At 72.7% G+C, this 25,420-nt stretch carries 25 protein-coding genes; 4 read left to right on the forward strand and 21 right to left on the reverse strand.

The window, feature by feature from the left end:
* Window positions 1–37: 37 nt before the first annotated feature.
* The gene (dapC, locus tag AC4BGE_RS03025; protein ID WP_490574282.1) at window positions 38–1,147 is read right to left on the reverse strand and encodes a succinyldiaminopimelate transaminase; all 1,110 of its coding nucleotides are present in this window, start codon (window positions 1,145–1,147) and stop codon (window positions 38–40) included.
* Between the two features lie 4 nt (window positions 1,148–1,151).
* Window positions 1,152–1,478, reverse strand: a complete 327-nt coding sequence (gene fdxA, locus AC4BGE_RS03030; RefSeq protein WP_490571827.1) for a ferredoxin — start codon at window positions 1,476–1,478, stop codon at window positions 1,152–1,154.
* A gap of 123 nt (window positions 1,479–1,601) precedes the next feature.
* Here fdxA and AC4BGE_RS03035 point away from each other — a divergent pair, with 123 nt between their 5' ends.
* On the forward strand, window positions 1,602–2,501 hold the full coding sequence (locus AC4BGE_RS03035; protein ID WP_490574283.1) for a GNAT family N-acetyltransferase: 900 nt from the start codon (window positions 1,602–1,604) through the stop codon (window positions 2,499–2,501).
* A gap of 23 nt (window positions 2,502–2,524) precedes the next feature.
* Here the strand turns inward: AC4BGE_RS03035 and AC4BGE_RS03040 are convergent, their stop codons facing one another.
* Genes AC4BGE_RS03040 through AC4BGE_RS03070 form a run of 7 tightly spaced genes read right to left on the reverse strand, consistent with a single transcriptional unit; the run spans window position 2,525 to window position 9,520 of the window.
* A complete protein-coding gene (locus AC4BGE_RS03040; protein WP_490574284.1) occupies window positions 2,525–4,630 on the reverse strand; it encodes an acyltransferase family protein in 2,106 nt (701 codons plus the stop codon).
* 37 nt (window positions 4,631–4,667) lie between these two features.
* Window positions 4,668–6,422: a VanW family protein gene (locus AC4BGE_RS03045; protein WP_490574285.1), complete on the reverse strand. Its 1,755-nt coding sequence runs from the start codon at window positions 6,420–6,422 to the stop codon at window positions 4,668–4,670.
* 9 nt (window positions 6,423–6,431) lie between these two features.
* Window positions 6,432–6,803, reverse strand: a complete 372-nt coding sequence (locus AC4BGE_RS03050; protein WP_490571823.1) for a DUF6113 family protein — start codon at window positions 6,801–6,803, stop codon at window positions 6,432–6,434.
* Window positions 6,800–7,714 carry an N-acetyl-1-D-myo-inositol-2-amino-2-deoxy-alpha-D-glucopyranoside deacetylase gene (gene mshB, locus AC4BGE_RS03055; protein ID WP_490574286.1) on the reverse strand — a complete coding sequence of 305 codons (915 nt, stop codon included), beginning with the start codon at window positions 7,712–7,714 and terminating at the stop codon, window positions 6,800–6,802. Before mshB ends, AC4BGE_RS03050 begins: the two co-directional genes overlap by 4 nt.
* Window positions 7,715–7,724: 10 nt before the next feature.
* Window positions 7,725–8,030, reverse strand: coding sequence for a hypothetical protein (locus tag AC4BGE_RS03060; protein ID WP_490571821.1), 306 nt, complete (start codon window positions 8,028–8,030; stop codon window positions 7,725–7,727).
* Window positions 8,027–8,449 carry a (deoxy)nucleoside triphosphate pyrophosphohydrolase gene (locus tag AC4BGE_RS03065; RefSeq protein WP_490571820.1) on the reverse strand — a complete coding sequence of 141 codons (423 nt, stop codon included), beginning with the start codon at window positions 8,447–8,449 and terminating at the stop codon, window positions 8,027–8,029. Before AC4BGE_RS03065 ends, AC4BGE_RS03060 begins: the two co-directional genes overlap by 4 nt.
* Before the next feature lie 3 nt (window positions 8,450–8,452).
* Window positions 8,453–9,520 (reverse strand): NADP-dependent oxidoreductase, encoded by a 1,068-nt coding sequence (locus AC4BGE_RS03070; protein ID WP_490574287.1) that lies wholly within the window; start codon window positions 9,518–9,520, stop codon window positions 8,453–8,455.
* A 24-nt stretch (window positions 9,521–9,544) separates the two neighbouring features.
* Between AC4BGE_RS03070 and AC4BGE_RS03075 the strand changes: the two genes are divergently transcribed.
* Window positions 9,545–10,642 (forward strand): hypothetical protein, encoded by a 1,098-nt coding sequence (locus AC4BGE_RS03075; protein WP_490574288.1) that lies wholly within the window; start codon window positions 9,545–9,547, stop codon window positions 10,640–10,642.
* A 55-nt stretch (window positions 10,643–10,697) separates the two neighbouring features.
* On the opposite strand, the gene AC4BGE_RS03080 is transcribed toward AC4BGE_RS03075, so the two are convergent.
* Complete coding sequence (locus AC4BGE_RS03080; protein ID WP_490571817.1) at window positions 10,698–11,498, reverse strand: thioesterase family protein; 801 nt, start codon at window positions 11,496–11,498, stop codon at window positions 10,698–10,700.
* A gap of 278 nt (window positions 11,499–11,776) precedes the next feature.
* On the opposite strand from AC4BGE_RS03080, the gene AC4BGE_RS03085 reads away from it, so the two are divergent.
* Together AC4BGE_RS03085 and AC4BGE_RS03090 are read left to right on the forward strand one after the other, a co-directional pair.
* A complete protein-coding gene (locus AC4BGE_RS03085; RefSeq protein ID WP_490574289.1) occupies window positions 11,777–13,915 on the forward strand; it encodes a DEAD/DEAH box helicase in 2,139 nt (712 codons plus the stop codon).
* Between the two features lie 248 nt (window positions 13,916–14,163).
* Window positions 14,164–15,030 carry an ATP-grasp domain-containing protein gene (locus AC4BGE_RS03090; protein WP_490574290.1) on the forward strand — a complete coding sequence of 289 codons (867 nt, stop codon included), beginning with the start codon at window positions 14,164–14,166 and terminating at the stop codon, window positions 15,028–15,030.
* On the opposite strand, the gene AC4BGE_RS03095 is transcribed toward AC4BGE_RS03090, so the two are convergent.
* From AC4BGE_RS03095 to AC4BGE_RS03145, 11 genes are all read right to left on the reverse strand, one after another.
* A complete protein-coding gene (locus AC4BGE_RS03095; protein WP_490574291.1) occupies window positions 14,996–16,684 on the reverse strand; it encodes a peptide chain release factor 3 in 1,689 nt (562 codons plus the stop codon). The genes AC4BGE_RS03090 and AC4BGE_RS03095 overlap by 35 nt on opposite strands.
* Before the next feature lie 51 nt (window positions 16,685–16,735).
* Window positions 16,736–17,236: a GNAT family N-acetyltransferase gene (locus AC4BGE_RS03100; RefSeq protein ID WP_490574292.1), complete on the reverse strand. Its 501-nt coding sequence runs from the start codon at window positions 17,234–17,236 to the stop codon at window positions 16,736–16,738.
* Between the two features lie 4 nt (window positions 17,237–17,240).
* Entirely contained in the window at window positions 17,241–18,122 is an 882-nt protein-coding gene (locus AC4BGE_RS03105; RefSeq protein WP_490571810.1) for an alpha/beta fold hydrolase, read from the reverse strand.
* 138 nt (window positions 18,123–18,260) lie between these two features.
* Window positions 18,261–18,464, reverse strand: a complete 204-nt coding sequence (locus AC4BGE_RS03110; RefSeq protein ID WP_490571809.1) for a cold-shock protein — start codon at window positions 18,462–18,464, stop codon at window positions 18,261–18,263.
* A 255-nt stretch (window positions 18,465–18,719) separates the two neighbouring features.
* Window positions 18,720–19,634, reverse strand: coding sequence for a spermidine synthase (locus tag AC4BGE_RS03115; protein WP_490574293.1), 915 nt, complete (start codon window positions 19,632–19,634; stop codon window positions 18,720–18,722).
* Window positions 19,631–21,358, reverse strand: a complete 1,728-nt coding sequence (locus tag AC4BGE_RS03120) for a periplasmic substrate-binding domain-containing protein (RefSeq protein ID WP_490574294.1) — start codon at window positions 21,356–21,358, stop codon at window positions 19,631–19,633. The genes AC4BGE_RS03115 and AC4BGE_RS03120 overlap by 4 nt, the downstream gene beginning before the upstream one ends.
* 118 nt (window positions 21,359–21,476) lie before the next feature.
* Window positions 21,477–21,812 (reverse strand): hypothetical protein, encoded by a 336-nt coding sequence (locus AC4BGE_RS03125; RefSeq protein ID WP_490574295.1) that lies wholly within the window; start codon window positions 21,810–21,812, stop codon window positions 21,477–21,479.
* 44 nt (window positions 21,813–21,856) lie between these two features.
* Complete coding sequence (locus AC4BGE_RS03130) at window positions 21,857–22,669, reverse strand: hypothetical protein (RefSeq protein WP_490574296.1); 813 nt, start codon at window positions 22,667–22,669, stop codon at window positions 21,857–21,859.
* Window positions 22,670–22,673: 4 nt separating this feature from the next.
* Entirely contained in the window at window positions 22,674–23,288 is a 615-nt protein-coding gene (locus AC4BGE_RS03135; RefSeq protein ID WP_490574297.1) for a protein TPRXL, read from the reverse strand.
* A complete protein-coding gene (locus AC4BGE_RS03140) occupies window positions 23,285–23,833 on the reverse strand; it encodes a hypothetical protein (protein WP_490574298.1) in 549 nt (182 codons plus the stop codon). The genes AC4BGE_RS03135 and AC4BGE_RS03140 overlap by 4 nt, the downstream gene beginning before the upstream one ends.
* Before the next feature lie 201 nt (window positions 23,834–24,034).
* Window positions 24,035–25,276, reverse strand: coding sequence for a hypothetical protein (locus AC4BGE_RS03145; protein ID WP_490574299.1), 1,242 nt, complete (start codon window positions 25,274–25,276; stop codon window positions 24,035–24,037).
* Between the last annotated feature and the right edge of the window lie 144 nt (window positions 25,277–25,420).

Consider the following 25,420-nt stretch of genomic DNA (forward strand, 5'->3'; position numbering starts at 1 on the left):
CCCCGGGGAGCGCCTCGCCCCCGCGGGGCGGGCGGGCTCAGTGCAGGCGCGCGGCCGCGGCGGCGATCCGCTCGTCGGTGGCGGTGAAGGCGACCCTCACGTGGCGGGAGCCCGCGGCGCCGTAGAAGGAGCCCGGGGCCACCAGGATGCCGCGGTCGGCGAACCAGGAGACGGAGTCCCAGCAGTCCTCGTCGCGGGTGGCCCACAGGTACAGGCTCGCCTCGCTGTGGTCGATGCGGAAGCCGGCGCCCTCCAGGGCCCCGCGCAGCGCGGCCCGCCGGACGGCGTACCTGGCGTGCTGCTCGGCCACGTGCACGTCGTCGGCGAGCACCGCCGCCATCACCCGCTGCTGGGGCTCGGGCATCATCAGGCCGAAGTTCTTGCGGACGGCGAGGAGCTCGGCGACCACCGCCGGGTCACCGGCCACGAATGCGCACCGGTAGCCCGCGAGGTTGGAGCGCTTGGAGAGCGAGTGGACCGTCAGGATCCCCTCGGGACTCCCCCCGCAGACGTCCGGGTGCAGCACGCTGACCGGCGAGTGGTCCGGCTCCCAGCCGCACTCGAGGTAGCACTCGTCGGAGACCAGCAGGGTCCCTCGGTCACGGCACCAGTCGACGACCTTGCGCAGGTGCTCGGGCGGGAGGACCTTGCCGGTCGGGTTGGACGGGCTGTTGAGCCAGAGCAGGCGCGGGGTTCGCGGCCCGATCGCGGTGAGGCTGTCGGTCGCCAGGAGCTCGGCGCCGACCAGGGCCGCGCCGACCTCGTACGTCGGGTAGGCGAGCGCGGGCTGGACCACCAGGTCGCCCGGCCCCACGCCGAGGTGGAGCGGGAGGGCGCCGATCAGCTCCTTGGAGCCAACCGCCGGCAGGACGCCGTCCACGCCGAGACCGGTCACCCCGAACCGCCGGGCCAGCCAGTCGACGACCGCCTGACGCGTCTCGACCAGGCCGACGGTCAGCGGGTAGCCCGGAGCGTCGGCTGCCTCGGCCAGGGCGCGCTGAGCCAGCGCCGGAGTCGGGTCGACGGGGGTGCCGACCGAGAGGTCCACGATCCCGTCGGCGTGGGCGCGCGCGACGGCGCCGTACGGTGCCAGGTGGTCCCAGGGGAAGTCCGGGAGCCGCCCCGAGACCGGAGGCCCGGGGGTCACCGACTCAGTGGTCCTGGTTCTGGGGGCCGAGGGCGGCGATCATCGGGTGGTCCTTGTCGATGACGCCCATCTTGGCCGCGCCACCGGGCGAGCCGAGGTCGTCGAAGAAGTTGACGTTGGCGTCGTAGTAGTCCTTCCACTCCTCCGGGGTGTCGTCCTCGTAGAAGATGGCCTCGACCGGGCAGACCGGCTCGCAGGCTCCGCAGTCGACGCACTCGTCGGGGTGGATGTAGAGCATCCGCTTGCCCTCGTAGATGCAGTCGACGGGACACTCGTCCACGCACGCGCGGTCCTTGACGTCGACACACGGCTGGGCGATGACGTAGGTCACCGGGGCCTCCTGGGCTCGGGAGCGGATGGACTGCGCTCAGCCTAGTATCCCCGGGTGACTTCGCCCCAGGAACCCCACCAGTTGGGCTCACCAGATTCTGCGGGCCCGCGCCCGGGCTCCCACATGCTGGGGCCGCACGTCGTCGGACAGCGGGTCGTGGTGCGGCGCCTGGTGCCGGGCGAGAGCGGTCCGACGGGCGGCCCCGCCTTCACCGACGTGCTGGGGACCTGCCTCTCCTGGGAGGGCGGGCGGTGCCGGGTGGAGCGGGAGGACGGCACCGTGGTGACCATCGAGATCGCCCACATCGTCTCCGGCAAGCCGGTGCCGCCCCGGCCCCCCGTGCGCCTGCGGGTGGGCGTGCGCGACGCAGAGCTGCACACCACCTCGCTGTGGGCCGGGCTGGAGGTCGAGCCGCTGGGCGAGTGGGTGCTGCGCAGCGACCCCTCCCCCGCCGGGCGCCCGCTCAAGCGGGCCAACTCGTGCCTCGCCCTCGGCGACCCGGGGGTGCCCCTGCCCCGCGCGGCCGAGGCCGTGCGGGAGTTCTATGCCGCGCGCGACCGCCCGGCGCTGGCCCACACCGAACCCGGGTCCGCCCCGCACGCGGCGCTGCTGGCCGCCGGCTGGGAGCCGGTCCCCGGTGGGGAGTCCTGCCTGATGCTGGCCTCCACGGCGCGGGCGCTGCGGGCCGCCCGGGCCGCCGCGGGGCCCTTCGAGGTGGTCTCCGAGGAGTCCGACGGCCGGCTCACCGCGACGGAGGGCGACGGCGTCGCCCGCGGTGCGGCGGCCTGCGACGGCGACTGGCTCGGGCTGCACCGGCTCCACGTCGACCCCGCGCACCGGCGCCGGGGCGCGGCCACCGCAGTCCTGGCCGAGCTCCTGGAGTGGGGCGCCGAGCGGGGCGCCACCACCTCCTGGCTGCACGTCGAGACCGACAACGCCGCGGCCCTGGCGCTCTACGGGTCGCTCGGCTTCCGGGTGCACCACGAGATGACCTACCTGGCCGCCCCGGCCGGGCGAGGCTGACCCGAGACCGACCCGGGCCGCGCTCACCCGTCGAGGAAGCCGGTCCCGCGCAGCGCCTGCCAGATCTCCTCGCGGTGCTGCTCGAGGTAGGTCGCGGTCACGTGGTCGGAGTTGCGCCACACCACCTGGCCGTCGATGACCGGGCGGCAGGTGGGGTGGTCGGGGCACACCACCGGGTTGAGGTCGACCGTGGCGGCCGCGGCGCTGGCCCCGGCTGCCACCCGGTAGTAGCTGTCGGAGAGCGGACGGTCCTCGGGCCAGACCACCAGGCACTCGCCCTGGGTCCGGGCCCTGGCCAGGCAGTCCAGCGGGTCGGGGCCGCCGGTGCCCCAGCCCCGGGTGCCCATGATCGCCTTGACCATCACCGCCCGCGCCCCCGCCTTCTCGACGAGCCGGACGGTGTCGTCCACCGCGTCGCCGAAGGCGCCCGGGAGGGCGACCTCGCGTCCCCGGTAGTCGACCACCCCCTCCCCCACGCCGTCGCCGCGCGGGGCGTTGACGAGCAGCACCACGTCGGCGTCCATCGCGGGCAGGGTGCGGGTGTAGAACCCCTGGCGCGACTCCAGGCAGCGCGCCCGGTTGCTGCCCCGGGACTTGGTGCTGACCAGCCCGTGCGGCCAGGGGCAGGCGGGCACCACGTTGGCCGAGAGCCGGAAGCCCTGCTCCCGGGCCAGGGCGGTCAGGGCGGGGGTCAGCATCCGGGCGTGGCTGTCCCCGACCAGGACCACGTGCGGGCCCTCGCCGTCCACGACCAGGCACTGCGACGGGTCCTCGGGCCGGCAGCGGGTGACCGCGGGACCCCGGTCCTTGGCGATCCTCTTGAAGTCCAGCCCCTTCGGGACGGGCCGCTCCAGCTGCTCGGCCAGCCGGTCGCCGTCCTGGGCACGCGGGGAGACCACGGCCGCCGTGGCCGGCTGCCCGAGCGCCAGCACCGGGGTGCGGCCGCTGTCGAGCACCGGCGGCACGACCACGACCGCGGCGAGCACGCTGAGGGCGAGCCCGGTGCCGACCACCGGCCAGTGATGGCGGTCGAGCCGGCGCCCGGTCCTGATCGGCGACTCCAGGAACTGGTGGGAGACCGAGGCGAGGCCGATGGTCAGCGGCACGGTGAGGACGGCGACCACGATCCCGGGCGCCTCCAGGATCCGCTCCAGGACCACGATGATCGGCCAGTGCCACAGGTACATCCCGTAGGAGATCTTGCCCAGGTGGGCCATCGTCGGCAGCGCCAGGAAGCGCGCCACCGGGGCAGCCGGGGCGGTGTAGGCGCCGGTGATCAGCGCGGCCGAGAGGACGGTCGCGAGGAGGTTGCGGTTGCTGACCGACATGGAGACCAGCTCGGTGCCGAAGACGAGGAAGCCGAGCGCGCCCGCGGCCACCAGCGCCCGGCCGGCCCGCGGCCAGCTCACGCGGTCCTGCTCGTCGCGGGACGCGGCGTACTCGCGCAGCGCGACCGCCAGCACCACCCCGGCCAGCAGCTGGAAGAGCCTGGTGTCGGTGCCGAAGTAGGCCCGCATCGGGTCGACCCGGGCGAGCAGCACCTGCGCGGTCGCCGAGGCGACCATCAGGGCGCCGCAGGCGGCCAGCAGCAGGCGCGGGCTGCGCCGGCCCCACCTGTACCAGGCGATCACCAGGAGCGGGAAGAAGATGTAGTACTGCTCCTCGACCGAGAGCGACCAGAAGTGCATGAACGGCGACTCCCGGATGTCTCCGGCGAAGTAGTCGGCGTCGTCGGCGATGAACTTCCAGTTCGCCAGGTAGAGCAGGGCCGACTGGGCCTGGCGGACCAGGGCGAACCGCTCCGGCTGGGAGGCGATGAGCAGGAAGACCGCGCTGGTCGCCACGATGGTGGCCAGCGCCGCCGGCAGCAGCCTGCGCACCCGGCGGGCGTAGTAGGCGCCCAGCCGCAGCCGCCCGGAGGCGTCGACCTCGCCGAGGACCACGTGGGTGACCACGAAGCCGGACAGCACGAAGAACATGTCCAGCACGATGAAGCTGGCGGAGAACCCGGTGACCTGGGCGTGGAAGAAGATGATCACCAGCGCGCCGAAGGCACGCACGCCGTCGAGCTCGGGTCGGTAGGACCAGCGGGGTGGTCCTGGACGGGGCGGCGAGGTCGACTGGCTCATCGCCACCCGAGGGTACGAGACGCGGGGGCGGCGGCGCTCAGTCCCCCTTGGGGGGCTTGCAGACGACCGAGTCGGACGGGGTGTAGGTGGTGGTGAAGGTCTCGGTCCTCACCACCTCGGAGCTGCCGGGGCGCCGGAAGAAGCGCTTCACGTCGACCGTGAAGCCTCCGTAGCCGGAGTTGGGGTAGCAGTCGGCGGTGTCCAGGGTCCGGGTCGCGGGCTGGGTGAAGGCGTAGCGGTCACTGGTCGAGGAGGTGATGTCCCAGACCTTGGTCGACCACATGCTGACCGTGACGGTGCCCTGGCCGCCGGGGCTGCTCGGGGTGACCTTGGCGTCGATCAGCACGCCGTAGTCGGTGTCGTTGCGGAACCGCAGGTCGATCGCACCCCACGCCACGGTCGCCTCCCGACCGACCGGGTAGCGGTCGATGTAGAAGGAGTGGGGCTTGTGCTCGACGTCCTCGAGACCGGCGAAGAACATCGCGTTGAACACGGTGGTGGCCATCTGGGAGACCCCGCCGCCGAGCTCCTCCTTGAAGATGCCGTCGGCGATGATGAACCCCTCGGTGAACCCGTTGGCCCGGGTGCGCTCGCCGACGGTGTCGTTGAGGGAGAAGGTCTCCCCCGGCCGGAGCACGGTGCCGTCGATCAGCTCGGCGGCCCGGCGCAGGTTGGTGTTGCGGTAGTCGGCGTGCGGGTAGTAGGTGGAGAACGAGGAGACCTTCTCCTTGATCCCGAGCGCCTCGGCGTCGGCGGTCTTGAACTCCGCCTCGGCGACGGTGGCGCCCACCTCGAGGTCGCGCTCCCCCGGGGGCGCGGCGACCAGGTCCAGGAAGGCGGCGTCGACCTCGGCCTGGTCGAAGCTGGTGCCGGGCTTGTCCGGGACCACCTGCGGGCGCCCGTCGACCAGGGCCACGGTGGCGTCCACCGGCCCGCCGGCGGTGTTGAGGGCCTCCTCGAGGATCTCGGCCAGCTTCTCCTCGTCCAGGGTGGGCTTCAGCGCGCCGTCGACCGGCTCCAGCGAGAGCGCGGGCGTGTACTGAGCCGGGGTGAGCGTGGTGACGTCGCTGCCCACGGTGAGCGTCACCGGCTCGGAGACGGCGGCGTTGGCGAACGAGGTCAGCGCCTCCTGCACGTCGGCCTCGTCGATCTCCGGCTCCACGTCGGTGGACTCGGTCTCGGCGCGGGAGTCCTCGGAGAGGTAGGCCGCCACCAGCGCCTCGCGGGCGGCGTCGGGGTCGACCCCCTGACCGATCCGCGGCTCCCGGGTGCGGACCTCGCCGTCGACCAGGCGCACCCGGCCCTCGACCGGCGGCGAGCCCACCTCCTCCTGCAGGCCCGCCAGGAACTGCTCCATCGTCGGCTCGTCGACCTCGACCACGGCCTCGAGCTCGTCGCCGCCGGTGAAGTAGTCCCACAGGCGGGCCGGGGACCAGGACTCCTCGCCGCCCGCCTCCGCGACGGAGGCGTCGTAGTCGACCGAGAGTCCGGCCTCGGCGGGGCTGACCTCGCGCTCGTCACCGTCGACGACCAGGGTCAGGGGCGCCTCGGCGCGCTCGGCGAGACCGCGCTCGAGCCGCTCGGCGGCCTCCGACTGGGGGTGACCACCGATGTCGACGCCGGAGACGGTGGTCCCGCGGGGGACCTTGTCGCCGGCCACCTGGTGGGCGACGGCGTAGGCGCCTCCTGCCAGGAGCAGCAGGCCGAGCAGGACCAGGACGACGACGCGGCCACCAGCCTTCTCGGCGGGCTGGTCGGCGGCGTCTGCGGGCGCGGCTTTGGTCGTGGGCACCCGGCGAGTCTAGAAGGGGGAACCCACTTCTCCCCCAGCCGCGCGGTCGCGTGGGCGGCCGGACCGGCGCGGCAGGGTCGCGATGCCCCACACCGCCGCCGCCAGCCCGGTGGCCATCAGCAGGTAGCCGCGGAGCGTGGAGGCGACCAGGAAGTCGCCCTCGGGGCGGGGCACCACGGCCCACCCCAGGGCCGCTACCCAGCCCAGCGCGAAGGCCAGGCGCGCCCACCAGCCCGCCGGCAGGGCGGTCATCGTGGCGATCAGGGCGGCCAGCACCAGCCCGATCCCCCACCAGCGGCCGTGGACCAGCACCGCGGCGAGTCCGGAGCCGACCCCGGCGACCAGCAGGCCGAGCGCGGCGGCGGCCCGCAGGGGGCTCACAGCCCGGCGAAGAGGTCGGTCTCGAGCCCGTCGGGCCCGAGCGGGCCGGGGGTCCCCTTGGCGATCCGGTAGAACTCGTCACCCCAGGCGGGGGCGCCGACGTTGTTGGAGAGCGCGAAGAACGGCCCGTCGGTGGTGACCTGGGTGGCGTGCGCGGCCAGGGCCGCCATCTTGGTCTCCACGTAGTCGCTGGCCTCCACCACGGCCGAGAGGTCCTCGTCGGCGGTGACGAAGTGCGGCAGCGGGCCGTCGGGGTCCATCCCCTCGAACGTCGTGGCGTCGCCCGCCTCGCGCAGCGACCGGAGCCCGGCCCGCATCCGCGACTCCGACATCGCCCCCCAGTAGATCTTGGCGATGTCGTGCGCCTCGCCGAGGTCACGCCGGTAGGAGGGCACGGCCGCCAGCGCGGCGCCGTAGGTGGCGACCCGGTGAGCCTGGATGTGGTCGGGGTGACCGTAGCCGCCGAACTCGTCGTAGGTGACCATCACCTGCGGGCGGACCTCGCGGATCACCGCCACCAGGTGATTGGCCGCCTCGGTGAGGTCGGCGCGCCAGAAGGCGTTGGCGTGGATGTCGTCGGCCGGGATCGCGTGGCCGTCGGGGTGCCACTTCATCCCGGAGTCGCGGTAGGTGCCGAAGCCGCCCAGCCACCGGTGGTCGGTGACGCCGAGCTCGCGCATCGCGGCCGCCATCTCGCCCCGACGGTGCTCCCCGAGCCCGTCCTCGCGGTCGGCTGCGAGGTGCTCGAGCTCGGGGACGAGGATCTCGCCCTGCTCGCCCGCGGTGCAGGTGACGAGGGTGACGCCCCGGCCCTCGGCGACGTACTTGGCCATGGTCGCGCCGTTGCCGATCGTCTCGTCGTCGGGGTGGGCGTGGACGAGCAGGAGGCGCTGGTCGGGCTGGGAGGTCATGGCCCAGAGCCTAGTCCGGGGGGTCCTCCCCGAGCAGGTCCGCTCGCTTCACCCGCTTGGGCGCGGTGGGCAGCTCCAGCGGCGGTGCGGCCGGGCCCGTCTCCTCCGGGAGGTCGAGCCACCCGTCGTACTCCTCCACCAGCAGCTCGAGCACCGGCTCCGGCGCATCGCTGAGCACCGCCCACGGGTGGCCCTCGTCGTCGTCCTCCCCCGCGAGCCGCTCCCGCTCCAGACCGGCCTGCCACCCGTCGCGGAGCAGGCGGGCCACCGCGGCGCGGGCGTCGTCCTCGTCGAAGAAGACCGCACGGGCACTCATGCGCCCCACCCTCCGGGGGCGGCCGCGAGGTGGCCGCGCAGCTCCTCGAGGAACGGGCGGTCGGGCTCCAGCCAGTCGACCTCGCCGAGCTCGTCGGGGCCCAGCCACCGCAGCGCGTCGTGCTCGGCTGCCACCGGCTCCGGCTCGCCGGCACCCAGCCCCGCGACGGCGACGCGCAGCTCGTGGGCCTCGCCGATCGGCACCGTGCCGGTGAGCCAGCCGACCACCTCGACCCGGCAGCCGAGCTCCTCGGCCACCTCCCTGACCAGCGCCTCGTCCGGTCCTTCGCCGGGCTCGACCTTGCCGCCGGGGAACTCCCAGCGGCCGGCGGCGGCCGGCGGCGAGGTGCGACGGGCGGCCAGCACCCGGCCCTCCCGCACCACGGCCGCACCCACCACCTGCCTGCGCAACGCCCCCACTGCTCAGTCCCGGGTCGGGTCGTCGCCGACCTGGACGAGCACCTTGCCGAAGTTGCGGCCGGCGAGCATCCCGCGGAACGCCTCGGGGGCGTTCTCCAGGCCGTGGGTGACGTCCTCGCGGTAGCGCACCGTGCCGTCGGCCAGCCACGCCGCCATCTCGCGCTGGAAGTCGGCCTCGTGGTCGGCGACGAACTCGTCCTGGATGAAGCCGCGCACGGTCAGGCTGAGACTGAGCACCCGGCCCATGAACCCCGGGAGCTGGTCGGGTCCCTGGGGAGCGGCGGTGGCGTTGTAGTTGGCCACCAGCCCGCAGACCGGGATCCGGGCGAACTTGTTGAGCCGGCGCGAGACGGCCTCGAAGACGTGGCCGCCGACGTTCTCGAAGTAGACGTCGATGCCGTCGGGGGTCGCCGCCTCGAGATCCTCGCGGAAGGTGGGCGAGCGGTGGTCGACGGCCGCGTCGAAGCCGAACTCCTCCAGCAGGGCCCGGCACTTCTCCGGTCCTCCGGCGATGCCCACCGCGCGGGCCCCCCGGGCCTTCGCGATCTGGCCCACCGCGGAGCCCACCGGGCCGGTGGCGGCGGCCACCGCCACCGTCTCGCCGGGCTGCGGGCGCCCGATCTGGAGCAGCCCGGCGTAGGCGGTGAAGCCCGGCATGCCGAGCACGCCGACGGCGGTCGAGACCGGGGCGGTCTCCGGGTCGAGGGAGCGCATGTGGCGGGCGTCGGCGACGGCGTAGGTCTGCCAGCCGGTGTAGGCCAGCACCAGGTCACCGACCGCGCGGCGCGGCGAGCGGCTCTCCACCACCTCGCACACGGTGGCGCCCTGCATCACCTCACCCACCTCCCAGGGCGCGGCGTAGGACTTCGCCGCGCTCATCCGGCCGCGCATGTACGGGTCGAGGGAGAGGTAGACGGTGCGCAGCAGCACCTGGCCCTCGGCCAGCTCGGGCAGGTCGGACTCCACCATCTCGAAGACGGAGTCGTCGGGCTCGCCGACCGGGCGCGCGGCCATCCGCACCTGGGTGCTGCGCCGGGGTGTGGGCTGGGTGCTCGCTGGGGTCTGGGTCACGCGCCCGAGACTACGGTGGCCCTCATGGAGCGACCAGCCGACGACCGTGCTGTCAGTGGCGTCCACCTGCGGCGCACGGAGGAGCGCGTCGCCGAGATCGACGCCCTCGCCGCCCGGCTCGGCGGGCGGGCGGGACTCGACGAGCTGCTCGGGGACCTCAAGTACCAGGCCCGACGCTCCCTGGCGGGCCGCCTGCTCGGCCGGGCGGTCGAGCAGGCCATCGCGTTCGACGGCTACGACCAGCGCGACCGGGTCTGGTGGCCCCAGGGCATCACCACCTCGGCCGACGCGAGCGACGACGAGGTCGTCGCGGGGCGGCGACTGCTGGTCACCACCTGGTACGCCAAGGCCGCCCACGGGATCCGGCGCGGCTCCCGGCTCACCTTCCTCGACCTCGACACCCTCCGCTACCGCCACGTGCTGCTGGTCGACCCCCGCTTCGGCGAGGACGGGGAGCTGACCATGTCGGGGGTCCGCATCCACGCCGGCGGTGTCGTCTGGGCCGGGCCCTACCTGCACGTGGCCGCGACCGGACGCGGCTTCCTCACCTTCCGGGTCGATGACCTGATGCGGGTGCCCGGGGACAACGAGCGTCCCGAGGAGATCGGGATCTCCGGGGACCGGGTCGCCTCCTTCGGCCACCACCACGTGCTCCCGGTCCGCTTCGCCCACCAGGCCCACGCGCAGGAGGGGCACGAGCGGCTGCGCTACTCCTTCCTCTCCCTGGACCGGGCCTCCTCGCCGCCCGCCCTGCTGGCCGGCGAGTACGGCCGGGGCCGGCAGACCACCCGACTGGCCAGGTTCGAGCTGGATCCCGCGACCTGGCTGCCGGCGACCGACGAGGAGGGCATCTCGCGCCCGGCGCTGCACGCCGGCGGGGTGCCGGGGATGCAGGGTGTCGTGGTCGCGCGGGGGCGCCACCACGTCAGCGTCTCCCACGGCCCGCTGACCCCGGGCTCGCTCTACACCGGCACCCCCGGCGACCTGCGCCGGCACCGGTGGGCGCTGCCGATGGGCCCGGAGGACCTGACCTACTGGCCCTCGACCGACCGGTTGTGGTCGGTCACCGAGCACCCCCGGAGACGGTGGCTGGTCGCGATGCGCCGCAGCCGCTTCGACTGAGGCTCGACTCCCGCCCCGGCCCCCTTCCGGCGGGGGCTCGGGCACCGGGGGGGTCTCAGCGCGCGCGGGGGGTCATCGCGAGCTGGCGCGACTGGGCCACCAGCCGTCCGGTGGAGTCCCAGATCTCGCAGTCCTCCTCGAAGAGCCCGCCGGCCACGTTGGTGGTCCAGGCACGCACCTTCAGCCAGCCGGGCGCCGGACGGGCCCGGACGTGGGCGGTCAGCTCCAGCGTGGGCGCCCACCCCCGGTAGCCGAGGTCGAAGACCACCGGCGGCAGCGAGTCGAGCATCGTCAGCAGCACCAGCGGGTCGGGCTCCCGGCCGTCCTTGAGCCGCAGCCAGGCACGGATCTCGCCCTCGCCGCTCGGCTCCCCCAGGGCCCAGCCGACGCTGGCGGGGTCGAAGAGCATGTCGAAGCGCCCCATCAGCGGCGGCGCCGCGACCGGGTTGAGGTCGGCGGAGAAGCACTGGTCCTGCGGCGGGATCTCGAAGGGCTCCGCGCTGGTGCGTACCTCACCCTCGAGCCGCGACAGGTCGCCGTACGTCGCCAGCACGGCGATCTTCGGGGCGTCGTCCTGCAGCAGGGTGGCCTCCGCGGTGCCCACCGTGCCGCCCTCGCGCACGACCCGGGTGGCGACGTGGGCGGGGCCGGCCACCGACGGACCGAGGTAGTGGGCGCTGACGACGAGCGGGTCAGGCTTGGTGGGGAGCTCGCGCCGGATCGCCTCCGCCATGGTGGAGAGCAGGATGCCTCCGTTGATCCCACCGCCGATGTGCCAGCCCTCCTGGAGCACGGCGTCGTAGCCCCCCTCCGGGTTGCTGGAGAGGGCGATCGCGTGGTCGAACTCGCTGGTCATGCGCCGGATGCTACGTCCCGGACACCGCGTCGCCGTCGCCCCACCCGGGACGCGCCCTGACCACGGCTGCGCGATGACCCGACGGCGCGCTAGGATGATCCCAGCACGGCCCCGGAGTCTTTCGTCAGCAGCACCGCCTCTGCGCCTCGCTCCTCCGGGCAGATCGCCACCGGCCCCTCGGGTCGCTGGAAGTCGGACCCCGCTCACGGGTCGTGTCGAACCGAGACCACGGTCCGGTGCCGGTAGTGGGAGGCCACCCGGCGCCGACGAGGAGGAACTTGTCCGGCCAGACCAAGTCCGCAACGCGCAGCCGCGGCGGCAACAAGCGTCCCCGACGCGCCCCCCGGCGCCTCGACAACGAGGGGATCATCCCGGTCCTCGCCCGCGCCGTCCGCGAGATCGAGGCCGAGGCGCAGCGTGGCCGGGTCTCCCCCTCGGCGCGCACCCGCTTCCAGGTGGTCGCGCTGCTGGTCCGCGAGGAGCGTGCCCGGGTCAAGGTCGACACCACCTCGACCGAGGCCCAGCGCGCCGAGCAGCTCAAGCGGCTCGACGGCGTGGCGACCATCCTCGCCAAGACCGCCGCCCGCGACACCACCCTGCTGGCGCTGCTCGCCGAGGACGCCGAGGTCACCGAGTCGGCCCGCATCCTGCGTCGCAAGATGCTCGAGGCCGGCGGCCTCGAGGTGGTCGAGGAGGAGCCGCCGGCGGTCGTCACGGGCGAGACCCCGGCGGCCACCGAGCGCCGGGTCGTCCCGCAGTCGGTGATCGCCCGGCAGCTCGCCAACCCCTTCCAGGTCCCCGACTTCGAGGGCGTCGCCAAGCGCCTGGAGCCGCGCACCCACCGGCTGGCCAACTGGGAGCTGATCGGCCCGCTGCTGCGCTCCTTCGAGATCGCCAACGGCGCCCCCGCCTGCCTGGAGATGCCCGACCCCCGGGACCGCCGCACCCGCGACGGCCTGGAGATGATGCGCCACCAGGCGCAGCTGGTCGCCTCCGTCAAGGACGGCCACCGGACCTTCCTGCTCGCCGACGAGCCCGGCCTCGGCAAGACCGCGCAGGCCCTGCTCGCCGCGCAGGCCGCCGACGCCTTCCCGCTCCTGGTCGTCGTCCCCAACGTGGTGAAGACCAACTGGGCCCGCGAGGCCCAGCGCTGGGTCCCCCGACACAAGGCCACGGTGATCCACGGCGACGGCCACGACATCGACGGTTTCGCCGACATCGTGATCGTCAACTACGAGGTGCTGGACCGGCACGTCGGCTGGCTGGGCGACCTCGGCTTCAAGGGCATGGTCGTCGACGAGGCCCACTTCATCAAGAACCGCAAGTCCCAGCGCTCCCAGCACGTGCTCCAGCTCTCCGAGCGGATCCGGGAGCGCACGGTGCGGCCCCTGCTGATGGCGCTGACCGGCACCCCGCTGATCAACGACATCGAGGACTTCACCTCGATCTGGCAGTTCCTGGGCTGGATCGACGAGAAGAAGCCCCTGCCGGAGCTGATGGCCCGTCTGGAGGAGACCGGCCTGACCCCGGAGGACAAGGCCTTCTATCCGGCCGCCCGCCGCGCGGTGGTCGACATGGGCATCGTGCGGCGTCGCAAGGTCGACGTCGCCGCCGACATCCCGGCCCGCCGGATCGCCGACATCCCGGTCGAGCTCGACGACGAGGCCGGGCGCTCCATCCGGGCCGCCGAGCGCGAGCTGGCCCGCCGCCTGGTCGACCGCTACGACCGGGTGATGGCGGCCCGCGACGAGGACAAGCGGGCCACCGGCATCGACGAGGAGCTGGTGCGCCGGGTCGCGGAGTGGGAGCGCGACGAGACCGACGACAACGCCTCGGGCGAGAACGTCTTCTCGATGATCCGCCGCATCGGCACGGCCAAGGCACCGCTGGCCGCCGACTACGCCGCCCAGCTGGCGCGCAGCGTCGGCAAGGTCGTCGTCTTCGCCAAGCACGTCGACGTGATGGACGCCTGCGAGGAGCTCTTCGCCCAGCGCGGGATCCGCTACTCCTCGATCCGGGGCAACCAGACGCCGAAGGCCCGCGAGGCGGCGATCGACTCCTTCGTTAACAACCCCGAGGTCGCCGTGGTGGTCTGCTCGCTGACCGCCGCCGGGGTCGGCCTCAACCTGCAGGTCGCCTCCAACGTGGTGCTGGCCGAGCTCTCCTGGACCGACGCCGAGCAGACCCAGGCGATCGACCGGGTCCACCGGATCGGGCAGGAGGAGCCGGTGACGGCGTGGCGGATCATCGCCGCCCAGACCATCGACACCCGGATCGCCGAGCTCATCGACTCCAAGGCGGGCCTCGCGGCCCGGGCCCTGGACGGCTCCGACGAGGAGGTCACCGCGTCGGCCGACATCCAGGTCGAGGCGATGGTCACCCTGCTCACCGACGCGCTGCGCAAGCGCCGCCGCTGACGCGGCCGCCGCCCGCTCCGCCACAGTCCCGGTCCGACACGCTCGTCCTCGGGGTGAGCCTGTCGGCGGAACCGACCGGCTTCCTGTTCCGGGTCGAGAACCCCTGGATTCCGACGCCGGCGGCTGGGCGCAGCCGGTGAAGATCCCCGCGGGTGGACGCACCCCGGTGGCCGGCGGCATCAGCTTCGGTGACGCGCCGGCCCCCGAACCGGGCGTCACCCCCCCTCGCGGGCACTAAGGTGGCGCGGGTGAACGACGTCCTGCTCGCCACCTTCAGCCTGATGCCCGACGGCGAGCCGGGCGGCGATCGCCTCCTCGAGGCCCTGGCCGACCGCGGCGTCACCGCCCGCTGGGAGCAGTGGGACGACCCGGCCGTCGACTGGGCCGCCGCCGACCTGGTGGCGGTGCGCTCCACCTGGGACTACCACCGGCGGTGCGCCGAGTTCCTGGCCTGGACCCGACGGGTCGCCGCGGTGACGCCGCTGCTCAACGGCGCCGACGTCATCGCCTGGAACGCCGACAAGAGCTACCTGCTGCCCCTGGGCGAGCTGGTGCCGGCGGTCCCCACAGACCTGCTGGACGACTCCACGCTGGTCGAGGGGCTCACGGCGGCCACCGACCGGTGGGGCACCGTGGTGATCAAGCCTCGCACCGGTGCCGGCGGCGTCGGGGTGGTGCTGGCCGGCAGCGTCGCCGACGAGCGCCTGCAAGGGCTCACCGCCGCACCCTGGGTGGTGCAGCCGCTGGTCGAGTCGGTGCGCACCACCGGCGAGACCTCCGTCTACGTCTTCGACGGTGTCGCGGCCTCCCAGGTCGACAAGGTCGCCGGGGGCGGCGAGATCCGGGTGCACGAGCTCTACGGCGGCAGCTCGCGTGCCGTGGCGCTGGACGCCGACCGTGGGGCCTTGGCCGAGCAGGCCGTCCGGGCGGCAGGTGACCTGCTCGGCACCGAGCTCGCCTACGCCCGGGTCGACATGATGCGCTGGCAGGACGCCTGGCACGTCAGCGAGCTCGAGCTGATCGAGCCGGGGCTCTACCTCGACATGGACCCGGCGAACGCCGGGCGGTTCGCCGACCTCGTCACTGGTCGCCTGCGATCAGCGGCTCGAGGGTGAGGTCGGGGTGGTCGCGCTCCATCACGCTGATCCGCCACTTGTCGGGCGCGAGCACCAGTGGCGTGCCGTCGGTGCGCTCCATCACCTCGACCCCGCGGACCGCAGCGAAGACCGGCGCTGAGGCGGCATCCGTGCGCCGCGCCTGGGTGTAGCCGAGCATCTCCAGGCGGATCGCCGCCCCGAACTCGCTCTCCATCCGGGCCTGGGCGACCTCGAACTGCATCGGCCCGACCGCCGCGAGCACCGGCGACTGCGCCCCGCGCAGGTCCGAGCGGAGCACCTGCACCACGCCTTCGGAGTCGAGCTGCTCGATGCCCTTGCGGAACTGCTTGAAGCGCCCGCTGTCCTTGGCGGTGGCCACCGCGAAGTGCTCGGGGGCGAAGGTGGCGATCGGCGGGAACGTCACCGGCTCGTCGACGTAGATCGTGTCGCCGATCTTCAGCGTCATCGCGTTGACCAGGCCGATGATGTCACCCGGGTAGGCCGTGTCGAGGACCCCGCGCTCCGACCCGAAGAGCGTCTGCGCGTACTTCGTCGCGAAGGGCCGCCCGGACTGGGCGTGGGTGACGATCATGCCCCGCTCGAAGACCCCGGAGCAGACCCGGGCGAAGGCCACCCGGTCGCGGTGCTGGGTGTTCATGCCGGCCTGGACCTTGAAGATGAAGGCGCTGAAGGGCGCCGTGACCTCGCGGATCTCCCGGGGCCGACCCTCCTCGTCCGGCTCGCCGTGCCGGAAGGGCACCGCGGAGGGCGCCAGCTCGACCAGCGTGCGCAGGATGCTGGAGACGCCGAAGTTGGAGATCGCCGAGGCGAAGAGGACGGGCGTGGTGAAGCCCGAGAGGAAGAGCTCCTGGTCGTGGTCGGCGCCGTCGGAGGAGAGCAGGTCCGACTCGTCGACGGCTGCCTGCCAGACGTCGCCCTCGCGCGCCGCGGCCGCCTCGGCCCCCATCCGCTCCTCCGGCGCCCGGGTCGCCCCGCCCGCGGTCCGGGTGTAGGCGACGTACTCCCCCGTCCGGCGCTCGAGGACGCCGCGGAAGTCGCCGGCGATGCCGACGGGCCAGGTCAGCGGCGTCGGCACCAGCTTGATCTGCTCCTGGATCTGCTCCATCAGGGCGAGCGGGTCCAGACCGGGACGGTCCCACTTGTTGATGACGGTGATCACCGGCAGACCACGCGCCTTGCAGACCCGGAAGAGCTTGAGCGTCTGCGGCTCCAGGCCCTTCGCGGCGTCGACCAGCATCACGGCGGCGTCGACGGCCGAGAGCACCCGGTAGGTGTCCTCGGAGAAGTCCGAGTGGCCGGGGGTGTCCACCAGGTTGATCACCTGGTCCTCGTAGGCGAACTGCAGGGCCGCGGAGGTGATGGAGATGCCGCGCTCCTTCTCGATCTCCATCCAGTCCGAGACCGTCGCCTTGCGACCGGCCTTGCCGTGCGTCGCCCCCGCCTGGTTGATCACCTCGGCGTGCAGGGCCAGGGCCTCGGTGAGCGTCGACTTTCCGGCGTCGGGGTGGCTGATCACCGCGAAGGTCCGGCGGCGGGCGGCCTCACGGCGTACGTCCTCGGGCGAGCCGGCGCGGGCCGGGGTCTCCGACCGGGTGGCTGACGGGGCGCTGGAGGGGCTGACGGGCTGGGCGGTGGAGGGCGAGGAAGTCACGGGGTCCTGGATCGTCGGGTGCCCGGCGTCTGTCGGCGGGCCTGCACCATCCTACGAGGCCCCCGGGGACGACGGCTCCAGGCTCTTCTCGAACCAGTGCCCGGCGTGCGGGTTGCCGTTGTAGTCCTCGATCTCGCGGTAGCCCGCCCGCCGGTAGAGCGCGAGGGCGGCGTCCATGCCGGGGCCGGTGTCGAGGCGTACGGTGTGGCAGCCGAGGCCGGCGGCGTCGTCCTCGAGGCGGCCCAGCAGGAGGCGGGCCACCCCGCGCCGGCGGGCGGCGGGGGCGACGTACATCCGCTTCACCTCCGCGACGCCGTCGCCGAGCAGCCGCACTCCCCCGCACGCCACGGGCCTGCCGTCCAGGCTGACCAGGTGGAAGGCACCGCGCGGCGGTTCCATCTCCTCGGCAGAGACCGAGCCGCCCTCGCCCTGGCGCAGCTCGATGCCGCGGGCGGCGAGCTCCTCGGAGTAGGCCGCGAGCAGGGCCAGCACCTCGGGGTGGTCGGCCCGCGCCGGGACGAGGGTGGGAGCGCCGCTCGGCTCGGTCGTCATGGCCTCAGCCGGTGCGGCGGGCGCCGTGCACCGGGGCGGGGTCGGTGGTGGCCACGAAGTCCCGCAGCACCTCCGCGAACCGGTCGGTGTCCTCCAGGTGGGGGAAGTGACCGGCCCGGTCGAAGAGCACAACCCGGCACTCCGGCACCGATTCCTGGGCCTTGAGGGCGTGGAAGGCGGGGATCATCCGGTCGCGCGAGCCCCACACGATCAGCGTCGGCACCGGCTCCACGTGGCCGAGGTGGTCGTGGGCGCTGATGGTCTGCCCGCCCAGGTCGATCACGGCGCGGGTGGTGGCCAGGAAGGCACGCCGGCTCTCGCGGTCGTTGAGGGAGGTGTAGCCCTTCCAGATGGCGGTGATGTCGGCCCCGGGCTTCCACCCGACCTTCCGGGCGGCGCGGCCGGCCTCGTCCAGCCGCCCCAGCAGCCAGCCGGAGGCGGCGATCCCCAGCACCTGCTCGGCGAGGGGCAGGGTGGCGGCCCGCAGCAGCGGGCTGACCTCCCGGCCCAGCCCGCCGCTGGCGACCAGGACGAGACGCTCGACCCGCTCGGGGAAGAGGTAGTAGAACTGCATCGCGATGCCGCCGCCCAGGGAGTGGCCGACCAGGGTGACCCGCTCCACCCCGAGCTGGTCGAGCAGGTCGCGCAGCGTGGCGGCGTGCGAGCTGAGGGAGTAGTCGCCGAGCGGCTTGTCCGACTCCCCGTGGCCGAACAGGTCGGGGACGATCACCCGCTGGTCGTCGTCCATCCGGTCGATCAGCCGCGACCACTGACCCCGGGAGCCGAGGATGCCGTGGATGAAGAGGACGGGGGCGCCCGAGCCGCTGTCGACGTAGGAGAACTCGTGTCCGTGCAGGGTGATCGTGCGGGGCTCGGCGCGGTCCATCAGGCTGACCTCCTCGGGGCGTGGGACCACCGTACGGGTCCGGGCGCCGCCGAGCCCTGGCGTGTCACACGGTGGGCAGCCCGGTCCGGACGCACGAAGGGCCCCGACCGCAGTGCGGTCGGGGCCCAACGAGAGAGATCAGATGACGCTGACGTTCTCAGCCTGGGGACCCTTGGGGCCCTGGGCGAGGTCGAACTCGACCTTCTGGTTCTCGTCCAGCGACTTGTAGCCCTGCGACTGGATGGCGGAGAAGTGGACGAACACGTCCTCGCCGCCACCGTCCTGCGCGATGAAGCCGAAGCCCTTGTCAGCGTTGAACCACTTGACGGTGCCCTGAGCCATGATCTGTTCCTTTGTTCCGTTTCGAGGGCGACGTGCCCTCGAGCCGCTGAAGCCATCCACCTGTGCTGATGTCCAGCGAACCGAAAACCAGGAAGTACGAGATACAAGCCGCGCATCGAGTGCGGCGAGGAAAGCCCTAGGGGGGCTATCCCTTCAACACCTTGAGCCTACGTCATGACCCCCGAGAACCCCACATCCTCGCCACTGTCCGCACCTGCCCGGCGGCTCGGAGCCGGTCTCCCGGGGTGCCGTGCCCTACTCCGGCGCCGCCTCGGGGGCGAGTGACTCACGGACCAGGGATCCGAGCGAGGAGGCCTGCTCCAGCATCCGCAGCGCCGGCCCGACGTCGGGCAGGTCCGGCTCCGGGGACCACAGGCCGTCGGCGTCCACGACCACCTCCCCGGCACCGATGACCCCGTCGAGGTCGGTGACCAGCGCCGCGCGCGACGGGTCGCCGGAGAGCGCCGCCCGGATGGCCTCGGTCTCGATCGGCACGTCGGACCCGATCAGGACCGCGTTGCCGAACCGCAACCCGTGCAGCGAGGAGTTCTGCACGATGACCGCGGCGTGCTCGAACTCCTCCTTCAGGGTGGCGACCTGGCGCCGGGTGAAGGTCAGGTCGCCTCCGGCCACCGAGTTGACGACCAGCATCCCGTGGTCGTCGAGCAGGTCGTGGGCCAGCGCGAAGCACTCCCGCGAGGTGAAGGCGGGCGGGATCCTGCCGCCCGCGAAGACGTCGATGACCACGGCGTCGCAGGCGTTCGGGACCCAGGGCGGCGTGCCGCCGGCCTCGAGCCAGCCGCGCGCCTCGGCCACCTGGACGGTGACGCCCTCGGGGACCGTGAACCGCTCCTCCACGAGCGAGGCGAACACTGGCTCGAGCTCGACGACCACCTGCCGCGCCCCGGGAGTGGTGGCTGCGACGGCGCGGGGCAGGGTCAGGAGACCGCCGCCGAGGTGTACCACCGTGGCACGACCGCGGCCCAGCGCCGCCAGCATCCAGCGAGTCACCGCCAGGGCCGGCACCGCGTCGTCACCGTGGATGTGCGACTGGCGGACGCCGCCCACCTCGAGGACCCATCCGTCCTCTCGCTCGAACAGGTCGGCGCTCCCCCCGCCGGTGAGCTCGAGCGGCTCCCGGCCCCCGGACCCACCCTCGGGCGGGGTCATCCGGTGCCTCGCTCCGGGCCCCACTCCCCGGCCTTGCCGAGCAGCGTGGCCGCCGTCCCCGAGTCGGGCAGCACCGCGCTCATCCCCTGCGTTGTCACGGTGACCACGGGCACGGGGGTCAGCGGCAGGGCGACCGCCTCCTCGATCAGGCCGGCCTCGATGGCCACCTGCGTCATCCGGGCGTCGTACTTGTCGGCGGTGCGCTCGAGCTGCTTCAGCAGCGCCTGCCGGGCCGGGCTCCGCAGGCCGGTGATCGGCGAGGCCTTGCCGGCTCCCCAGACCGCGGAGATGTCCTCGGCGGTCTGCGGCAGGGGCACGGTGGTCAGGAGGGCCTGCCACTGCGTGCCGAGGTCCTTCGACCCCTCGATCCCCGCACGCCCGCAGTCGGTGACGCGCCACCCCGCCTCCGCGACGGACTCCACGAGCCCTTGGAACGCCCCGACGGCGAAGGGGTCGGCGGTGTCGTACGCGGTGCACACCGCGGTGCCCGCCGGGACCCCGGCCCGGTTCCGCTCGACGGACGCGTCGTTCTTCGCGGACTCGAACGCCGCCCGGTAGCCGGCGTCCTCGATCGAGACCTCGTACCCGTCGGAGTCGGGGCTGAACAGCAGGGACTGCGTCGCGGCGAAGGCGCTTCCCCAGGCCCCGGCCCCGGCCTGACGCACGTCGCCGGGGGTGACCGCGCGGAGGAACGCGCGGCGGGCCGCCGGCGCACCGAAGACGCCCCTGTCCGCGCGCAGGGCCAGCACCCACAGTCGTCCGTCGTGGGTCTCGCTGACGTGGTGGTCGCGACGCCCCAGGTCACGCACCGGGATGTGGTTCTCGGCAGTCGGCCTCAGCTGAAACACGTCGACGTCGTCCGGGAAGCTCGCCAGGGGGTCGCCGAACGGCCCGATCTCGATGCGCTCGTACGACGGCGGCGTGGCACCCTCGTAGGCCGGGTTGACCTTGAGCGTGACGCCGGAGGCGCCGGACTCCCCCGCCTCGAGGTCGGCCACCACGTAGGGCCCGCTGGCGACCGCCAGCCCCTCGGGCGGCGCGCCGTCGGTGCGGGCCAGGTCGAACCCCGAGCTCCAGGCCTCGGCGATGGCGGCGAGCGCCCGCCGGTCGTCGTCGAGGATCGCCTCCGTCACCGCCCGCTTGGCCTCCATCGGGTCGTCGATGTCCAGCGCCAGCCTGCCGACGACGTGGGCCGGCACGGCCACGTCGAGTGCGGTGTGCCAGTCGCGGACCGGCCGGGAGAAGAGGACGTCGATGCGGCGGGCGGACTCGTCGACCTCGGTCACCTCGAGGCTGTGCCGCAGGTCCCCCGGGACGGAGGCGAACTCGCCCTCGGTCACGCCGGCCCCCGCAGCCCACGCCAGCACGAGATCGGCGGCGTCCAGCGGGACGCCGTCGGACCACGTCCGCTCGGCGAGGTCGTAGCGCACCGTGAACGACTCGGCGGCCGGGTCGACGACCTCGACCGACCCGAACGACTCGTCGGCCTCGACGTCACCGCGGACGATCCGCGCGAACGAGTCGTGGGTCGCTGCCGCGATCTCCCGGTTGCCCCGGGTGCTCCCGCTCGCGGTCGAGGCGTTGAGGCTCGTCAGGGACTCCGACCACGCCACGGTGATCGAGGAGCCCTCGATGACCGACGCGGGCAGGTCCGCTCCACAGCCTGCGACCAGGAGCATCACGCTCGCCGACGCAGCACTGACCCACGACCCTCGCCCCCGCATGGCGGCGAGGGTACCAAGACCACGCCGCGGGTCCGCTGCCTATCACCACGTCAGGTGTGGGCCAGCACCCACTGCAGTCCCATGAGGGTGGCGCGCTCGCGACGCTCCTCGTCTTGGCTCAGCTGTTGCCCAGCTTGGCGGCGACCTGGGAGGTGAGCTCTTCCAGCAAGCGACGGTTCCGCTTGCCGTCCATCAGTCCGCTGGGCTGGTCCGGTGCGACGTCGATACCCAGCTCGATGGTCGAACCGCTGCCGCTCGGGGTGATGCGTGCACCACCCTGACGGGCGGTGTACAACATGGTGCGCTTGGCGTCGAAGATCAGCTCGCCTGCTCCGGGGAGCGTCCCCTGCTCCAACTGGTAGCCGAGGTCTCGGAGGACGGCGCAGAGGCCCTCGCTGGCGGCGGCGGGAGGAAGCGGGACCTCTACTTGGGCTTGTGCGAGGTGTCGGCTCATGGCGGCGACACTAGCAACGCCGCCTCCTCCCCCGCGACGCCGTGTCAGACGCGGGACCCCGCCGGCGGCCACGGCCGCTCGTCGCTCTTGTCGAAGTCACGCCACCCCACGGAGCGCAGCTCCAGGATCCTGCGTCGCTCGGCCTCGTCGACGCCGTCCAGCTCCTCCCAGTAGCCGAGCGGCATCTCCAGCATCCTCACCCGATCAGCCTCATCGATCCTGACGAGCTTCCTGGCGATCAGGACGTCGAGGACCTCCGCCCGGGTGGCCCGGTAACGCATCCACGTCTTGAGGTCCTTGGGGCCCCGCCGCGGCGGCTTGCGGCTCTTCGCTCGACCGGCGCGTCGGGCGAAGGCGAACAACAGCAGGACGAGGACCCCCAGCGCCCCGGTCGCCAGGACGAAGATCTGGAGCCACTGGTCGCGAGGCGTACCAGGGTCCGAACGCATCACGGCATAGGCAACGGCTGCGGAGACCACGGCGACCACGCCCGTCACGGCCTGGAGCGCGTGCCGAGCGCGTTCGGTCTCGAACCACATCAGCATCATGGCCAGCAAGGAGACGCACGCGGCGACGAAGAGGAATCGGGCCGGCGTCAACCAGGTGGTCGGATCCTCACTGCCTCGGCTGAGCACGACCAGCGCCAACCCGAGAGCTGGTGCCGCCCACGTCACCGCGGAGAGGAGCGCGGCCACGATCCCCCCGGTGACCCCGAGCACGCCCCCGAGGAGCCGCTCCTGCGAGGTCAGGGTCTCCGCCACCGGCTCGCGTGCGAGGACTCCTGCTTCGACCTCACCCCACTGCAGGGGCTGGGCGAACGTGGCCGTGCGCGCCCACTCCAGGACCGGCTGCGACATCGGCCTAGCCTCCGGTGGGGACGCGCCAGCGCAAGCTCGCCACGCATGCGTCGAACAGCACCCGCATGGCCTCGAGGGAAGCGTCGTCGGGTCGCACGTCGGGGGTGCGTCCGAACCCGGCCACCAAGGCGAGCGCGCGGCGCCGGTTGCTGCCCGGGACCGGCGTCAGGTAGACCAACGAGTGGTTGACGACGGTGGACGTGCCGACGCGACGGGTGGCCTCGGTCTCGAAGCGCAGGGTCCTGGGATCGCCATGCAACGGGGTCGCGCCGTGCTCACGGATCAGCGAGCGCGCCAAGTCGTCGAGGGTCTCACCAGGATCGGCCTTCCGGATCGAGGCGTTGATCGAGGCCGGGATCGCTACGGTGCCCGGTGCAGGGTCGGTCGGGGCGAAGAAGGCGAACACTCCGGCCTTCCCCATGTCATGGAACGCCTGCTCGAGCTGGGCCTTGATCTCCCCGAACAACACGGGCTGGTGCGACTCCATGCACTGCCGCTTCGCCTTGGCGACCATCTCGCCCAAGGTGACGTCGTCCACGGCATGTCGCGCCCATCCTTGGGGCAGCTCCAGCTCGAAATCAGGGTCCGCGGTCACTCCGAGCTCGTCACGCAAGGTCATGGTGTCCAATCGTTGTCGACGGCCCACTCGGAGTCCGCGAGGACCCCGGTAGGCGGCTTCGCGGCAAAGGTGGTCCCGTCGGGGCGAGTCAGGGTCAGGGCGTTCGCGAACAGGGAGAGACCCACGAGCGCCTGACTGATCACGAACGACGGGGCCTCCTCGAGCCCGATCATCACGCCGCACTCGTCGTCGGCGAAGATGAGGTGGACGGCGTTGACGTCGAGCGGGGCACCGTCCAGGTCCTCGACCGTGCGCCGTGAGGAGTACTGCAGCCCGGGACCGAGGTTGCGGGCGTCCGCCGAGCGGACAACTCCCGGCATGTCCGACCAGTCGGGCAGATCCGTGGGTCTGACGAAGTTGACGTGGCACAGCACGAACGCCGGCCCCGACACGGGCCAGACCTGGTACATCAGGGCGGAGTCGGACTCGGCTCGTGCCGCGAGCCCCGCACGCACCAGCGACTGCAGGTCCGCCTCGGAGGGCGGAGGCGCGTCGGGTTGTGTGGCCCCCATCACCTCACGGAGGAGTCGGGGCACCTCGGACACGAACGTGTCCGCCTCCTCGGCCGTCAGCCCCTTCGGAAGCGGAACCCACCCCGGCAGGTCGATGTCTTCGGCGAATCCGACGGCCCACCCGCCGAGGGTGTCATCAGTACTGCTGCTCACCGCTTCTCACGCCTTTCATCACCTCGTGTTGCTGCACAACGTACCGGCGCCGTCCTGTCGGGCAGGCCAAGGAACCCAGGTCTAGCCGAGCAGCGGCCCGATGGGCTTGGGGAACTTCGGCACGTCGATGTTGAACGGCCCGAGCGCCGTTCCCAGCCGACCCAGGTGACCCGAGAAGGTGCCGGCCTTCTTGGACACGTAGTCCAACCCGGACAAGCCGCGGACCAGGGGCAGGTTCCTCTCCAGGAGCGCACGGTTGCCGACGTAGAGCCCGATGTTGGACCTGCGCACCGTCGTGTACGTCGGGCCGAGCAGGTTCTCCATGACCTTCGCCTTGCCGAGGAACCTGTAGGTGTCGGAACCGCCACGCGTGAAGATGGTGTGGAGCGGTCCCTTGGACGCGGCCTTCCACGTGCGGCTGACGGCGTTGCCGAACCCACCCGCACCCCTCGTCAGCGCGGGGAACTGCACGAACTTGGTGAGGTTGGTGATCTTGCCGACCGGGATGATCGCCAGAGCCGACAGCGCAAGCTCTCCGCCAGTCTTCTTCCCCTGGGAGTACTGGAGGGCGGTCAGGAGGAAGACACTGACAGCAAGGATCGCGGCCAGGAGCAGGAACCCACCGAAGAAGATCGCGATCACACCGACGACCAGGGCCGCCCAGCTCAGCACCTTGGTCACGACGTCGACGAAGCCCATGAAGTTGTCCCACCGGCTGTCCTTGATCTTGCCGGACAGCTCGTCGGTGATGTCTCCGGCAGCGTCGTTGAAGGCGGTCTCCCAGGTGTCGTACCCCTCGTCGAACTCCTTCGCCGCTTCCAGCCAGTCCTCGTAGGCGGCAGACTTCGCCTCGTTGTTCTCCGCGATCTGCGTCTGCCGGGGGCTCGGACCCTCGTCCTTCGGGTCCATCTTCACCACGAACGGGTCGAACACGTCCTCGGCGGTGGTGGGGCCGTCCTTGTCACCGGGAAGACCCTGGTAGACCGCCCACTTGGTCTCGCAGTCGTCGACGGCGCCGTTGATCTTGGGCTTGCACTCCTCCAGGGCTTCACCGTACGTCTGGATCACCGGGCCCACCGGCTTGTACAGCTCGCCGGCCTCGCGCAGCTTCTTGTAGGAGTCGCCGATCGTCTCCTTGAGCGCCTCGATCGCCTTCCCCTTCTGGCTACCGTCGCCGACCGCGCCCTTCTTGATCGCCTCGAGCGTGTCGGCGCAGTCCTCCATCTTCGTGCCCAGCGAGGTGATGTCCTCGCCGCGGCTGATGATGTCTCCGGGGATTCCCTCGACCCGCTCGATCTCCCGCTTCTTCGGTGATCGCTCCATCGTTGCTACTCCTTGTGGTCTTCAGATGCGGATCGGGGGGCCGACTACCCGGATGCCGGCCTCCCCACGTGGCGTCGACAGCTACGGGGCGGGGGCCGGGACGGTCTTCCCGGCGCCCAACTCCCGTGCCGCGCGGTGGTACGG

Source organism: Nocardioides sp. Z50_6 (assembly GCF_058215755.1).